Source organism: Lactococcus sp. S64, from assembly GCF_016516525.1.
In the GTDB taxonomy this organism is placed as follows: domain Bacteria; phylum Bacillota; class Bacilli; order Lactobacillales; family Streptococcaceae; genus Lactococcus; species Lactococcus lactis.
On record NZ_JACVUQ010000018.1, the window covers coordinates 1 to 13,890 of the forward strand.

Consider the following 13,890-nt stretch of genomic DNA (forward strand, 5'->3'; position numbering starts at 1 on the left):
AGCGCATGACTGTTAATCATGATGTCGTCAGTTCGAGTCTGACATCCGCAGCTTTTAAGGGACCTACGGGTCTCTTTTTTTATTATAAATATAGAAAATGTTTAAGAAATTTTGATATAATTTGATAAACGGAGAGATGATATAGAATGCAAAAGAGATATACAACTTGGAATGAATATTTGCGAACCAATTTTGGTGAAAAAATATTTAAAGTTCCTATTGATGCTGGTTTTGACTGCCCTAATCGGGATGGTACGGTTGCTCATGGTGGATGTACTTTTTGTACAGTATCTGGTTCAGGGGACATGATTTTGGAGCCAGAAGCTCCAATTGCGGACCAATTTGCTGCCGAAGTGGCTCAATTTCATAAGAAGTGGCCTGGAGTGAAGAAATATATTGTTTATTTTCAAAATTTCACTAATACTCACGCCCCTGTTGAAGTACTGAGAGAGCGTTTTGAACAAGCGGTAAACCAACCAGATGTTGTAGGTATTTCAATTGGTACTCGTCCTGACTGTTTACCAGATGACGTTGTAGATTACTTGGCAGAATTAAATCGTCGAATGGAAGTTTGGATTGATTTGGGTCTGCAGACAACTTATGAAGAAACATCAGATTTGATTAATCGAGCTCATGATTATGACACCTATGTAGATGCCGTGAAGCGATTGAGGGTTCATAATATTAATGTTTGTACTCACTTAATCAATGGTTTACCTGGAGAAACTAGTGAGATGATGTTAGAAAATGTTCGTAGAATGGTTTTAGATTCTGATATTCAAGGTGTGAAATTACATTTACTTCATTTGATGAAGCAAACTCGTTTGCAACGTGATTATCATGAAGGAAAATTACAGCTGATGTCGCAAGAGGAATATGTAAAAGTGATTTGTGACCAACTAGAGATGATTCCAAAAGAAATTGTTATTCATCGTTTAACAGGAGATGCTCCGCGGGATTTAATTATTGGACCTATGTGGTCTTTAAAAAAGTGGGAAGTTTTGAATAGTATTGATGCTGAAATGGAACGGCGAGGAAGTGTTCAAGGTTGTAAAGATGTTCGGATTAGTGATCTAATTACATTTTAACTGACAGGAGGTGAATTTTTATTCATCTCTTTTTTATTGAATTTGGTGTTATAATAGGAAAGAAATTGAAAATCTGTCAGTAAAACTGAAATTGGTATATAAAAATAATTAGAAATGATGAGGAAATAAATGTTAAAACAGTTAGAAATGGCTCACTGGATGTTGAAAGATATCATCAAAACTAATGATGTTGTGGTGGATGCAACGATGGGGAATGGTTATGATACTCAATTTTTAGCGGAATTAGGGGCGAATGTATATGCTTTTGATGTGCAAGAAGAAGCGCTAAATGCAACTGAAAAACGTTTAGATGATGCTGGAATAAAGAATCAAATATTTGAAAAAAATCTCTCGAATTTACTGACAGAGCCGTCAGTAAATCTAGTTTTGTCTGGTCATGAAAAGCTTTCTGAATATGTCAAAGAGCCAATCAAAGCAGCTATTTTTAATCTTGGATATTTACCAAAAACTGATAAAAGTGTGGTTACAAAAGCTGATACCACTTTGACTGCTCTAGATGCTTTGACTAATCAGTTAGTTGTAGGTGGAAGAATTGCGATTATGATTTATTACGGTCATGAGGGGGGAATGGAAGAAAAAGATGCCGTTATTAAGTGGACTTCTAGTTTGCCACAAAAGGACTGGGAAGTGACTTCTTATGCACCTCTTAACCAAATTCATACGCCGCCAATTTTAGTCCTAATCGAAAAAAGAAAATAAATTTACTTGAACAGTTATGAATCTTATGTATTCTTTTATCTCTTGTTTTTTCCAAAAAAAAGAGTAAAATAGAGAAATGCTTATTTTTTTAAGTAAAAAAACTATTTTAAAGAGGTAAATATACACATGCAAGGAGTTCTTCTCGCGCTTGTTCCAATGTTTGCTTGGGGTTCTATCGGATTTGTAGCTAATAAATTTGGTGGTGATGCTAAACAACAAACACTTGGAATGACTTTGGGCGCTTTTGTTTTTGCACTTATTGTTTTCTTATTCCGCATGCCAACGTTGACATGGCAAATTTTCTTAATTGGATTTATTGGTGGATTGCTTTGGGCAATTGGACAATTTGGTCAGTTTAATTCAATGAAATACATGGGTGTTTCAGTAGCAAGTCCGCTTTCATCAGGGAGTCAATTAGTAATTGGTGGCTTGATTGGGGTTTTTGCTTTCCACGAATGGACAAAACAAATTCAATTTATTCTCGGATTTATTGCGATGGCTGTTTTGGTAGTTGGGTTCTATTTCTCAGCTAAACGTGACCCAGAAAATGCAGTTGTTGAAGAAGGACGTAATTATACTAAAGGATTGACTGCTTTAACATACTCAACTTTGGGATATGTTATCTATGTTATTCTTTTCAATAACTTAGCAGTACTTTGGTTCAATGTTCATTTTGATACATTGACAATTATCTTGCCAATGTCAGTTGGAATGATTTTTGGAGCACTTGTGATGGGTCGTTTCAAAATTAAAATGGAAAAATATGTTTATCAAAATATGATTGTTGGAGCAATGTGGGGTGTAGGTAATATCTTTATGCTTATGGCTGCAAGCGCTGCTGGTAACGCAATTGCCTTTTCATTCTCGCAATTAGGTGTCATCATTTCAACTATTGGAGGAATTCTCTTCCTTGGTGAAAAGAAAACCAAAAAAGAATTGGTTTATGTTGGAATTGGGATTGTTCTATTCGTAACAGGTGCAATTTTACTTGCAATTGTAAAATCTAAAGGATAATAAAAAAGCTGTCAGTAAATTGACGGCTTTTTTTTATAAGCTAATTTACTTACAGCTTTTCTGTCAGTAAAATTTTAGAGTTTTTCATTAACGAAATTTACAAAATGATTCCAAAAAACCTTTGGAGCGCTACTACGGGGGACAGTTTTCTTAGCAACCAATGGAATTTGTTCTGCGGTACAATTTGGAAGATAGCCTAAACTATCCTTTACTGTAGTAGAAAGAGTGACAAGTTTTTGGTTTTTAGTCACAGTTGCTTCAACGGAGGCTGTTTTTCCCTTACTGAATTTGACTGTCAGTGATTTTGTATCTGCACTACCATCTGTAGCGTAAGGAACAACGGGAGTGATATTTTGTGGAGCAACGAGTTGAACAGATTTTTCTTTTCCATCAGTCACAGTAATTTCTTTAAAATCATCTAAGGATTGATTTTTTTGCACAAGACTGGTCGTACGCCAATGACCATAAACATAGTTCATCAGTTGATTTGTGAGAGTGAAAGGAGTTGAGTTGTCAGCAGCAGGATCTGTAGCTTCTAAAACAACCGTAATGATTCTAAAACCGTTTTGATTTGTTGTTCCAGCAAAACAGTCAATTTGAAAACTTGTTGAACCTGTTTTCAAGCCATCAACACCAGTTCTTGAAGTAGAAAAACCACTAAGCATTTGATTGGTATTAGTTAAGGTCATCTTTGCTTCATTGCCGGTATCAAAAGGAATTTCTGTTTTTTTAGTGATTTGAAGAATTTCTGGAAAATCTTGAATAAGATGATAACTAAGTGTTGCTACAGCCTTTGCGCTCATTGTGTTTGTTGCTGAGGCACCAGACCCTGGATAAATATGACCGTTTAAATCATCATTTGGTAAGCCAGAAGCATTGACGAGATGGCTGTCAGTAATTCCCCAGTCTTTCATTTGTTTTGTCATCATATCAACAAATTTTGGTTCTGAACCAGCAATTTTTTCAGCTAAAGCGACAGCAGCAGAATTTGCTGACGGAAGAAGTAAAGCATTCAATAAATCTTTGACAGTATATTGACCATTTTGAGCAAGGGGGATATTGGAAGCATTAGAATTTTGAGTTAATTCATAAGCATAATCTGAAATAGGAACTTTAGTATTCCAAGTCAATTTATTTTCAGCTACATTTTTGTAAACTAAATAGGCTGTCAGTAATTTTGTGATAGAGGCAATGCGAGTGTTTGCATCATCAGCGTTTTGCGCGTATAAAATTTTACCACTTGAGGCATCAATAGCAATTGCTGATTTAGCAGCAACTGTAAAATCATTTGTCGTTGGAGTCGTAGCAGCACTGACAGAAAAGCCCGAAAGGACTGACAGACTAATCAGGAAACTACAAAAAATAATTGCAATTTTTTTCATGACTCGATTATACCATAGTCTATTCGTAAGGTACAATAGATTCAAAAATTGATAGATAATTAAATAGTTTTATTTTTTCAAAATCAATTCTAAAAAATAGATTGACAATTGTTATAAAAAATGATATTATATTAAACGGTACTTTTTACTTTGGACTCTCAGGAGAACTTGTATAAGTTGCTAAACTTCTTGTCAGAACTTGGCTTAAGCGACCATATACTGACTAAAAAATTGGCGATTCGCCATCCAATAAAAAGAAAGGAATGCTTTTGTATTTCTCATCGCTTCGCATAAAAATGTGGAAAAATACAAAAAGCAGACAGTAAAATGCCTACAATTAACCAATTGGTACGCAAACCACGTCGTGCTCAAGTGACTAAATCTAAATCACCAGCAATGAACGTTGGCTACAACAGCCGTAAAAAAGTACAAACTAAACTTGCAAGCCCACAAAAACGTGGAGTAGCAACTCGTGTTGGTACTATGACTCCTAAAAAACCTAACTCAGCGCTTCGTAAATTCGCGCGTGTACGTCTTTCAAACCTTATGGAAGTAACAGCGTACATCCCAGGTATCGGACACAACCTCCAAGAACACAGTGTTGTACTTCTTCGTGGTGGACGTGTAAAAGACCTTCCAGGGGTACGTTACCATATCGTTCGTGGTGCACTTGATACAGCAGGTGTCGCTGACCGTAAACAAAGCCGTTCTAAATACGGTGCTAAAAAACCAAAAGCTTAAGAAGGGAGATAAGTAAGAATGCGTAAAAATCGTGCCCCAAAACGTGAAGTTTTGGCAGATCCAATGTACAACTCAATCGTCGTAACTCGTCTTATCAACCGCGTTATGCTTGATGGTAAACGTGGTGTTGCGGCTCAAATCGTTTACGGTGCCTTCAAACAAATTGAAGAAGCTACTGGAAACAACCCACTCGAAGTCTTCGAAACTGCTATGGAAAACATCATGCCAGTTCTTGAAGTTCGCGCTCGTCGTGTCGGTGGTTCTAACTATCAAGTCCCAGTTGAAGTTCGTCCAGAACGTCGTACAACTCTTGGACTTCGTTGGTTGGTAACAATCGCTCGTAACCGTGGTGAACACACAATGCAAGATCGTCTTGCAAAAGAAATCTTGGATGCAGCTAACAACACAGGTGCAGCAGTCAAAAAACGTGAAGATACTCACAAAATGGCTGAAGCTAACCGTGCGTTCGCTCACTTCCGCTGGTAAAATCTATTTGCGTTGCAGCTGCTTCGTTAGAAGAACCCTCGCGTACTCTAGTACGCTTCGGAACCTTCTTTCTCGTTTCTGCTTAGCAAATAAATTTTACGATCAGTCTTAAAGATTGTAAAGTAACATCGAATTGATGTAAAAACGAACATTACCGGGCTTGGGCTCCTCGCCTGCTCGGTTTTGTTTTAATTTTTTAACATTAATTTGATACAATAAAACTAATGAGAAATTCTCATAACTAAAATCAAATAGGAGAACAAAATGGCTCGCGAATTTTCACTTGCTAATACACGTAATATCGGTATCATGGCCCACGTCGATGCTGGTAAAACAACAACAACTGAACGTGTTCTTTACTACACTGGTAAAATCCATAAAATCGGTGAAACTCACGAAGGTGCATCACAAATGGACTGGATGGAGCAAGAACAAGAACGTGGTATCACAATCACATCTGCAGCAACAACTGCTGAATGGAAAGGTAACCGCGTAAATATCATTGACACACCAGGTCACGTGGACTTCACAATTGAAGTACAACGTTCACTCCGTGTTCTTGATGGTGCTGTTACCGTTCTTGATGCTCAATCAGGTGTTGAACCACAAACAGAAACTGTATGGCGTCAAGCGACTGAATACGGTGTTCCACGTATCGTTTTTGCTAACAAAATGGACAAAATCGGTGCTGATTTCTACTACTCACTTTCTACTTTGGGAGATCGTTTGGGTGCTAATGCTCATCCAATCCAAATTCCAATTGGTGCAGAAGATGACTTCATCGGTATCATTGACTTGGTAACTATGAAATCTGAAATCTATACTAACGACCTTGGTACAGATATTAAAGAAACTGTTGTAGGTTCAGACGAATTTAACGCTGAATTGGCAGCTTTGGATTTCAATGCTGAAGAATACACAGAACTTGCAAACGAATGGCGTGAAAAACTCATCGAAGCAATTGCTGATTTCGATGAAGATATCATGGAAAAATATTTTGCTGGTGAAGAAATTCCAGAAGCAGAACTTAAAGCTGCTATCCGTAAAGCAACAATCAATGTTGACTTCTACCCAATGCTTGCTGGTTCAGCCTTCAAGAACAAAGGTGTTCAAATGATGCTTGATGCAGTTATTGACTACCTTCCAAGCCCACTTGATATCCCTGCTATCCAAGGTGTTAACCCAGATACAGACGAAGAAGACGAACGCCCAGCTTCAGATGAAGAACCATTTGCAGCTCTTGCTTTCAAAATCATGACTGACCCATTTGTTGGACGTCTTTCATTCTTCCGCGTTTACTCAGGTACACTTGATGCTGGTTCATACGTTTTGAATACTTCAAAAGGTAAACGTGAACGTATCGGACGTATTCTTCAAATGCACGCTAACACTCGTAAAGAAATCCAAACAGTTTATGCTGGGGATATCGCTGCTGCTGTTGGTTTGAAAAATACAACAACTGGTGACTCATTGACAGATGAAAAAGCTAAAATCATCCTTGAATCAATTGAAGTTCCAGAACCAGTTATCCAATTGATGGTTGAACCTAAAACTAAAGCTGACCAAGATAAGATGGGTGTTGCCCTTCAAAAATTGGCTGAAGAAGATCCAACTTTCCGTGTTGAAACAAACCCAGAAACTGGTGAAACAGTTATCTCTGGTATGGGTGAACTTCACTTGGACGTTCTTGTTGACCGTATGAAACGTGAATTCAAAGTTGAAGCAAATGTTGGTGCGCCTCAAGTTGCTTACCGTGAAACATTCCGCGCTGGAACTTCAGCACGTGGATTCTTCAAACGTCAATCAGGTGGTAAAGGTCAATATGGTGACGTATGGATCGAATTCACACCTAACGAAGAAGGCGCTGGATTTGAATTTGAAAATGCTATCGTCGGTGGTGTCGTTCCTCGTGAATTTGTACCAGCCGTTGAAAAAGGTTTGGTAGAAACTATGGCTAACGGTGTCCTTGCTGGATACCCAATGGTTGACATTAAAGCTAAACTTTATGATGGTTCATACCATGATGTCGATTCATCAGAAACTGCCTTCAAGGTTGCCGCTTCTCTTGCAATGAAAGAAGCTGCTAAAACTGCGAAACCAGCAATTCTTGAACCAATGATGAAAGTTACAATCACTGTTCCTGAAGAAAACCTTGGAGATATCATGGGTCACGTGACTGCTCGTCGTGGTCAAGTTAACTCAATGGAAGCTCACGGTAAATCACAAATCGTTAATGCTTTCGTTCCACTTGCTGAAATGTTCGGTTACGCAACTACTCTCCGTTCATCTACACAAGGACGTGGTACTTTCATGATGGTATTTGACCACTATTCAGACGTACCTAAATCAGTACAAGAAGAAATTATTGCTAAAAACGGCCGTAACGCTGACTAAGCTTTAATTTTAATAATATGAGATAACCTGTCAGTACTGACAGGTTATTTTTTTACTGACAAGATTTTCTTTGGTTTAGTTTCACTTTATCTTGACTTAATGAACCATTAAGTCAGTGAAGCTATAATATATTTATTCCAAAAAAATTTTTTCATAACTTTACTCCTAAAAGTGAAAAAGCAATATCTAAGTGATACTGCTTTTTTTATTTTCATTTTAAAATGAAACGTTACTGACAGAAAAATATTTTATGAATCTGAAATCTGTCAGTAAAATTGTTTCATGTGAAACTTGAATGTTCGGAAATGCCATGCTATAATAAGCTTATCAAATAGGAGATGAGATAATAAATGAAAAGAAACGAACGTTTAGTTGATTTTACAAATTTTTTAATTAATCATCCCAATCAAATGCTAAATTTAAATGAATTAAGTAAACATTATGAGGTAGCCAAATCATCTATCTCAGAAGATTTAGTATTTATCAAACGTGTTTTTGAAAACCAAGGAGTAGGTCTGGTTGAAACTTTCCCAGGTAGCCTTGGAGGAGTTCGGTTTACGCCTTACATTACTGACGAACGTTCGTTGGAAATGAGTCAGGAAATTGCTGAACTTTTACGTGAAGAAAATCGAATTTTACCTGGAGGATATATTTATCTGTCAGATATTTTGGGTACTCCATCAAATCTTCGTAAAATCGGTCAAATTATTGCTCATGAGTATCATGAAAAGCAAGTTGATGTCGTCATGACTATTGCCACAAAAGGGATTCCAATTGCTCAGTCAGTTGCTGAGATTCTAGATGTTCCTTTCGTAATTGTTCGTCGTGACCCTAAAGTGACCGAAGGAGCAACGCTTAATGTAAATTATATGTCAGGCTCAAGCTCTCGTGTTGAAAATATGACTTTATCCAAACGGAGCCTTTCAATTGGTCAAAATGTTTTGATCGTTGACGACTTCATGAAAGGCGCAGGAACAATCAATGGAATGAGAAGTCTTGTTCATGAATTTGATTGTTTACTTGCTGGTGTTGCTGTTTTTCTTGAAGGACCATTTAAAGGTGAGCGATTGATTGATGATTACAAATCAATCTTGAAAGTTGATCGAATTGACATTGCTAACCGCTCAATTGATGTTCAATTGGGAAATATATTTAATGACAAATAAAAAAAGTTACTGACAGGATATTCTGTCAGTAACTTTTTCTATTTATTCACTTAAAAGAAAGAAATTTTGTTGAGTGGCCACACTCGTAATTTCGCTTCACCAACAATTGCTGAACGTTTGAAAGTTCCAACTGCGCGACTATCTTGAGAAACTACCCGATTATCTCCCATCAGGAAGTATTGTCCCTCAGGAACTTTTACTGTAAAGGTTGGATTACCAGTGCTGTCAGTGGTAAATGCTTTGGTACTTTGAGCTAAACTAACAAACAAACTGCGGTTTTGTTCACTGAGTGCATTTGTTAAAGGATACTTACCGTAAGTTTTTTCCAACTGACCGTCAGCAAGTTGCTTTTGGTAATCTTTGAGATAATTTTCTGGATAAACTTTGTTATTGATTGTGAGTTGGTCGTGGTCGAATTTTATAGTATCTCCAGGCATTCCAATGACACGTTTCACGATATCTTTAGTTGAACCATCGGCTGTTTCTTCTTTGGCAACAACAATATCAAAACGATTAATGGTTGATTTTCTTACAATAACCAGGCGTTCCTTGTCAGCTAAAGTTGGGTCCATTGAATGACCATCCACAACAACAAGTGACCAAAGAAAGACACGTGAGAGAAGAATAGCGATAATTATAAAGAGAAACAATCCCCACTCTTTTAAAAATTTCATCATAATTTTACTTTCTATAATTGAGCGATTTTAATCGCTTTTTGTGTATTAGCAAAATGAAGTTTTGCTAACTGATTCAGAGCATCAACTCCCTGACTTTTGATAATTTGTGCTGCAATTTTGTCAGATAGATTTCCTGCTCCACTGGGTAACGTGAAACCTGATTCTTTAGATAATTTTTTTAGATTCTCTAAAAAAAGATAACGAGAAATAATTGAACTGACAGCAACAGCCAGAAACTGATCTTCAGCTTTTGTCAGTAAAGTTACCTTTGTCAGCGGATGATTTTGCTCTTTATTAACATATTTTTTATAATTTGCTTCCGTTGTGAAAGCATCAATAACAATATTTTCAGGCTTATGACCTAATTGTTTTTCAAGAAGATAAATGGCTTGATTATGGAGAGCAACTTTAATGCTGACAGCATTATAACCAGAAGCAATCACCTCGTTATACTTGGCAGGTTCAACCACTAAAGCAACATGTGGAATTCTATCAATCAATTTTGGAGCAATTTGACAAATTTTTTCGTCAGTTAATTTTTTAGAATCAGCGACTCCAATTTCCTTTAGAAAATTCAAGTTTTCTTCACTGACAAAACTAGCAGTAACCATTAAACCACCAAAATATGACCCGTTGCCCACCTCGTCAGTCCCAATAAGATTTGTTTGTTTTTGAGTAACGACTTGAGCAATATGACCAAAGTCACTCGCTAATTTTTCAGCCTCGTTTCCTTGAAAAACAACTTTTCCAGAAGTATAAACCGAGATAGAAGTTTTCCCAACCTTGGCAAAAAAAGTGATGTAAGGATTTTTGGAAACTTGCTCATAGGATTTGTATTTCTCAGCGAGCTGTTGGCGTTCTTTAGTCTCTAATTTTAGAACAATATTCATAAGAACATTCTACCATAAATTAGCTATTCTAGAATAAGAATCCGACCATTTATTAAAAATAATTTCTTATTAGAATCTATTATAGCAAACATGTTGTAAAATAATGAAAAAAGTCTTCATATTCTAAATACGAAGACCTCAAACTTAGTCAACTTTCTCACTTAAACGCCCATCTTCCATCAGATAAACTTTGTCACAATAATCAACCAAACGTAAATCATGAGTGACCATAATTGTTGCCTTATTTTTTTCTTTTGCTTCCTTAGCTAATATTTTAACCACTTCATAAGCTTTTTCAGTATCCAAACTTGCGGTCGGTTCATCAGCCAAAATGATTGTAGGGTCATTATATAAAGCACGAACAATAGCTACCCGTTGGCGTTCTCCACCAGAAAGTTCCTCAGGATATTTATCCACCAATTTTTCAAGCCCTAAACGCTTGAGTAAGTCTAAGCCTGCTCTATTTTCTTTTGCCTTATTTACCTTGTCAACCAATTGAAGTTGTTTCTTAACCGTTAAGAATGGCACGAGATTAGAAGCTTGTAAAATAAAACCAATTTCTTCAAAACGAACCTTAGCGCGTGCCTTCTCCTTTTTTTCATTTAAAGCTCGGCCATTAATCCAAATTTCCCCAGAAGAAGGACTTTGCAGTCCGCCGGCAATAGTAAGTAAGGTACTTTTTCCAGAACCTGAAGGCCCAATGATTGCCACAAACTCACCCTTATCAACAGAGAAATTAGTTTCTTTTAAAGCCTCTATTGTTTCATCCCCATCCTTAAAAGATTTTTTGACATTTTTTAATTCAATAGCTTTCATTATTTCTCCTATCCAATCGCTTTTAGTGGATCAATTTTGACAATTGCTCTGACAGAGAACAAAGCGCCCACAATTGCAACCACAATCATTAAAAGGGTAATCACTCCAAAGAAGAGGAGATTTGTTTGAAAAGGAACAGCTTCCGGTAATATTAACGCAGAACCTAAAGTGGCTAACAAACCAATTAATACACCACTAAAAGCTAAAATAAAAGTTTGAGCAATGACAGAATCACTAATAAAGCGACTGGAAATTCCCTGAGCCTTCATTACACCAAAAATCGCTATTTTTTGCATTGTCAGAACATAAATAAAGATTCCAATGACAACCGCAGCAATAACCACTAGAAAGCCAATCATGAAACCAAAGGTCAAAACTTGTGCACTATAACCAGGAAGTTTATCTATAAATTTACTGATAGATAATTTTTGGAGCCCTTTAGGCTGTTGGCTAATTTTTCCGCGCGTGACGATAGCATTGTAAGTAGTTTTAGGTTGAAAATTGGAATTTGAACCATAACGAATTTGTTGGAAAGTTTCTAAAGAAGTATAAAGCACAGGTGAAATATTGAATTTAGCATTATCTGTAAAGCCAACAATAGTCAATACTTCATTATTGGTTGCTAATTTAATTTTATCACCAAGTTTATAATCATATTGATTTTTAAAACTAATATCAGCTACTACCTCGCCCTTATTTTTAAAATCCCTCCCTTCAATAACATTGGGATTTAAAAATTCATTTGAATTAATTCCAAAAAAACTGACATTATTTTTTTTATTTTCATTATTGGCATCATAAATAATCCCAGCAGTTTGAGCGAGAACTGCCTTTTCTTTCGCCTTCACCTGACTGGCAATATCTGAATCAATCATTGACATATTGAGAGAATCATTGGCTTTCTCAGATAAAAAAATATCAGTTGCTTTCCATTTATCAACTGCCATTCTATTTTCTTGAGCCAAACCATAGGCCAAACCAGATAAGAAAAACACAAGATAGGAAATCAAAAACATGACACCAATTACGAGAGCATATCTTAATTTTGAATGTTTAATTTCATTAATTGCTAAAAACATCATTGAGCTCCTATTTTCTATATAAATCCCCCAAATTTCCGAGGGCTAACTGAATAAAAGGACTTGTATTATATAAACCCCTTTTAAAAAAGTCTATCATAGTTCAAATGGAAGTGCTACCATAATGCTTGTAGCAAAAACCACAAAGAAACATTTGAAAAGATATAAAACTAAAAAATACATAATCCACGAAAAGAAGTAAATAAAGGGGATATAATCCCTAAAATGTCTTGACAAACCCAGGAATAATATGATATGATGATAAACGGTATTGTTTACCCCATTTTTGTGGCCCCGGAAACCCAAAAATACTTTGCAGGACTCTTACACCTGCTGTAAACAAATTCTAGTAAAAGGAAAATAACCAAAATGATGAAAACTACATTCATGGCTAACGCTCAAAACGTTGACCGTAAATGGTACGTCGTCGATGCAACTGATGTTCCTCTTGGACGTCTTTCTGCAGTTGTCGCAAGCGTACTTCGCGGAAAAAACAAACCAACATACACACCACATACTGATACAGGTGATTTCGTAATCGTTGTTAACGCTGAAAAAATCAAATTGACTGGTAAAAAAGCAACTGATAAAGTATATTACTCACACTCACTTCACCCAGGTGGATTGAAATCAGTTACTGCTGGTGAACTCCGTGAAAAAAATGCTGTACGTTTGATTGAAAAATCAGTAAAAGGTATGCTTCCACACAACACACTTGGACGTGCTCAAGGCATGAAACTTAAAGTGTTTGTTGGCGCAGAACACACACATACAGCTCAAAAACCTGAAGTCCTTGACATCACAGGTTTGATTTAATCAGGAAGGAACGAACATAATGGCACAAGTACAATATGCCGGCACAGGCCGTCGTAAAAATGCAGTAGCACGCGTACGTCTCGTACCTGGTACTGGTAAAATCACAGTTAACGGACGTGAAGTAGAAAGCTACATCCCACACGCAGACATGCGTCTCGTTATCAACCAACCATTTGCAGCTACACAAACAGAAGGTAGCTACGATACACTCGTAAACGTAAATGGTGGTGGTGTATCAGGTCAAGCAGGAGCTATCCGTCACGGAATCGCTCGTGCATTGCTCCAAGTAGACCCAGACTTCCGTAGTGCTTTGAAACGCGCTGGACTCCTTACACGTGACGCCCGTATGGTTGAACGTAAAAAACCAGGTCTCAAAAAAGCCCGCAAAGCATCACAATTCTCAAAACGTTAATATTATTCATATATCAATGTTTAAAACACTTCCATACGGAAGTGTTTTTTTGTATTAAATTTATACCTAGAAAATTTGTAAATTCTCTTTTACGATATCCAAAGGGTAAAATAATAAACAAAAAAATTACATTTTCTATAAAAAACTGTACATCAGAGAACATGACAACCGTGGGATTTTCCGGACGTAAGATAAAAAAAGGTATAAAA

Annotated in this window: 14 protein-coding genes; 9 read left to right on the plus strand and 5 right to left on the minus strand. The window is 36.6% G+C overall.

Translation table 11 applies throughout. From position 1 onward, the window contains the following. Positions 1-146 precede the first annotated feature (146 nt). The 3 genes from IAE51_RS11560 to IAE51_RS11570 all read left to right on the plus strand — a co-directional run bounded on the left by IAE51_RS11560 (position 147) and on the right by IAE51_RS11570 (position 2,822). Positions 147-1,088, plus strand: a complete 942-nt coding sequence (locus tag IAE51_RS11560) for a TIGR01212 family radical SAM protein (RefSeq protein ID WP_200095580.1) — start codon at positions 147-149, stop codon at positions 1,086-1,088. Positions 1,089-1,217: 129 nt separating this feature from the next. Next, positions 1,218-1,808, plus strand: a complete 591-nt coding sequence (locus IAE51_RS11565; RefSeq protein ID WP_003132719.1) for a class I SAM-dependent methyltransferase — start codon at positions 1,218-1,220, stop codon at positions 1,806-1,808. Between the two features lie 126 nt (positions 1,809-1,934). Next, on the plus strand, positions 1,935-2,822 hold the full coding sequence (locus IAE51_RS11570) for a GRP family sugar transporter (RefSeq protein ID WP_003132622.1): 888 nt from the start codon (positions 1,935-1,937) through the stop codon (positions 2,820-2,822). Between the two features lie 74 nt (positions 2,823-2,896). On the opposite strand, the gene IAE51_RS11575 is transcribed toward IAE51_RS11570, so the two are convergent. Then, entirely contained in the window at positions 2,897-4,204 is a 1,308-nt protein-coding gene (locus IAE51_RS11575) for a serine hydrolase (protein WP_200095582.1), read from the minus strand. A gap of 327 nt (positions 4,205-4,531) precedes the next feature. Between IAE51_RS11575 and rpsL the strand changes: the two genes are divergently transcribed. The 4 genes from rpsL (at position 4,532) to purR (ending at position 8,991) form a co-directional block, all read left to right on the plus strand. Then, positions 4,532-4,945, plus strand: coding sequence for a 30S ribosomal protein S12 (rpsL, locus tag IAE51_RS11580; protein WP_003129874.1), 414 nt, complete (start codon positions 4,532-4,534; stop codon positions 4,943-4,945). 18 nt (positions 4,946-4,963) lie between these two features. Continuing rightward, complete coding sequence (gene rpsG / locus IAE51_RS11585) at positions 4,964-5,431, plus strand: 30S ribosomal protein S7 (protein WP_003129876.1); 468 nt, start codon at positions 4,964-4,966, stop codon at positions 5,429-5,431. Between the two features lie 264 nt (positions 5,432-5,695). Next, complete coding sequence (gene fusA / locus IAE51_RS11590) at positions 5,696-7,825, plus strand: elongation factor G (RefSeq protein ID WP_003129877.1); 2,130 nt, start codon at positions 5,696-5,698, stop codon at positions 7,823-7,825. 350 nt (positions 7,826-8,175) lie between these two features. Beyond that, positions 8,176-8,991: a pur operon repressor gene (purR, locus tag IAE51_RS11595; RefSeq protein ID WP_010906422.1), complete on the plus strand. Its 816-nt coding sequence runs from the start codon at positions 8,176-8,178 to the stop codon at positions 8,989-8,991. A gap of 50 nt (positions 8,992-9,041) precedes the next feature. On the opposite strand, the gene lepB is transcribed toward purR, so the two are convergent. The 4 genes from lepB to IAE51_RS11615 all read right to left on the minus strand — a co-directional run bounded on the left by lepB (position 9,042) and on the right by IAE51_RS11615 (position 12,453). Continuing rightward, on the minus strand, positions 9,042-9,668 hold the full coding sequence (gene lepB, locus IAE51_RS11600) for a signal peptidase I (RefSeq protein ID WP_012898725.1): 627 nt from the start codon (positions 9,666-9,668) through the stop codon (positions 9,042-9,044). Between the two features lie 11 nt (positions 9,669-9,679). Then, a complete protein-coding gene (gene rnhC, locus IAE51_RS11605; RefSeq protein WP_200095584.1) occupies positions 9,680-10,558 on the minus strand; it encodes a ribonuclease HIII in 879 nt (292 codons plus the stop codon). A gap of 144 nt (positions 10,559-10,702) precedes the next feature. Continuing rightward, positions 10,703-11,374, minus strand: coding sequence for an ABC transporter ATP-binding protein (locus IAE51_RS11610; protein ID WP_004254370.1), 672 nt, complete (start codon positions 11,372-11,374; stop codon positions 10,703-10,705). An 8-nt stretch (positions 11,375-11,382) separates the two neighbouring features. Continuing rightward, positions 11,383-12,453: an ABC transporter permease gene (locus IAE51_RS11615; RefSeq protein WP_200095586.1), complete on the minus strand. Its 1,071-nt coding sequence runs from the start codon at positions 12,451-12,453 to the stop codon at positions 11,383-11,385. 369 nt (positions 12,454-12,822) lie between these two features. On the opposite strand from IAE51_RS11615, the gene rplM reads away from it, so the two are divergent. Both rplM and rpsI read left to right on the plus strand, forming a co-directional pair. Then, a complete protein-coding gene (gene rplM, locus IAE51_RS11620; RefSeq protein WP_010906417.1) occupies positions 12,823-13,269 on the plus strand; it encodes a 50S ribosomal protein L13 in 447 nt (148 codons plus the stop codon). Between the two features lie 19 nt (positions 13,270-13,288). After that, complete coding sequence (gene rpsI / locus IAE51_RS11625; RefSeq protein ID WP_004254378.1) at positions 13,289-13,681, plus strand: 30S ribosomal protein S9; 393 nt, start codon at positions 13,289-13,291, stop codon at positions 13,679-13,681. Positions 13,682-13,890: the final 209 nt, after the last annotated feature.

What these genes read in the sequence shown, in the direction of transcription:
- IAE51_RS11560 (WP_200095580.1), top strand. Translation starts at nt 147, where the DNA reads ATGCAAAAGAGATATACAACTTGGAATGAATATTTGCGAACCAATTTT.
- IAE51_RS11565 (WP_003132719.1), top strand. Translation starts at nt 1,218, where the DNA reads ATGTTAAAACAGTTAGAAATGGCTCACTGGATGTTGAAAGATATCATC.
- IAE51_RS11570 (WP_003132622.1), top strand. Translation starts at nt 1,935, where the DNA reads ATGCAAGGAGTTCTTCTCGCGCTTGTTCCAATGTTTGCTTGGGGTTCT.
- IAE51_RS11575 (WP_200095582.1), bottom strand. Translation starts at nt 4,204, where the DNA reads ATGAAAAAAATTGCAATTATTTTTTGTAGTTTCCTGATTAGTCTGTCA.
- rpsL (WP_003129874.1), top strand. Translation starts at nt 4,532, where the DNA reads ATGCCTACAATTAACCAATTGGTACGCAAACCACGTCGTGCTCAAGTG.
- rpsG (WP_003129876.1), top strand. Translation starts at nt 4,964, where the DNA reads ATGCGTAAAAATCGTGCCCCAAAACGTGAAGTTTTGGCAGATCCAATG.
- fusA (WP_003129877.1), top strand. Translation starts at nt 5,696, where the DNA reads ATGGCTCGCGAATTTTCACTTGCTAATACACGTAATATCGGTATCATG.
- purR (WP_010906422.1), top strand. Translation starts at nt 8,176, where the DNA reads ATGAAAAGAAACGAACGTTTAGTTGATTTTACAAATTTTTTAATTAAT.
- lepB (WP_012898725.1), bottom strand. Translation starts at nt 9,668, where the DNA reads ATGATGAAATTTTTAAAAGAGTGGGGATTGTTTCTCTTTATAATTATC.
- rnhC (WP_200095584.1), bottom strand. Translation starts at nt 10,558, where the DNA reads ATGAATATTGTTCTAAAATTAGAGACTAAAGAACGCCAACAGCTCGCT.
- IAE51_RS11610 (WP_004254370.1), bottom strand. Translation starts at nt 11,374, where the DNA reads ATGAAAGCTATTGAATTAAAAAATGTCAAAAAATCTTTTAAGGATGGG.
- IAE51_RS11615 (WP_200095586.1), bottom strand. Translation starts at nt 12,453, where the DNA reads ATGTTTTTAGCAATTAATGAAATTAAACATTCAAAATTAAGATATGCT.
- rplM (WP_010906417.1), top strand. Translation starts at nt 12,823, where the DNA reads ATGATGAAAACTACATTCATGGCTAACGCTCAAAACGTTGACCGTAAA.
- rpsI (WP_004254378.1), top strand. Translation starts at nt 13,289, where the DNA reads ATGGCACAAGTACAATATGCCGGCACAGGCCGTCGTAAAAATGCAGTA.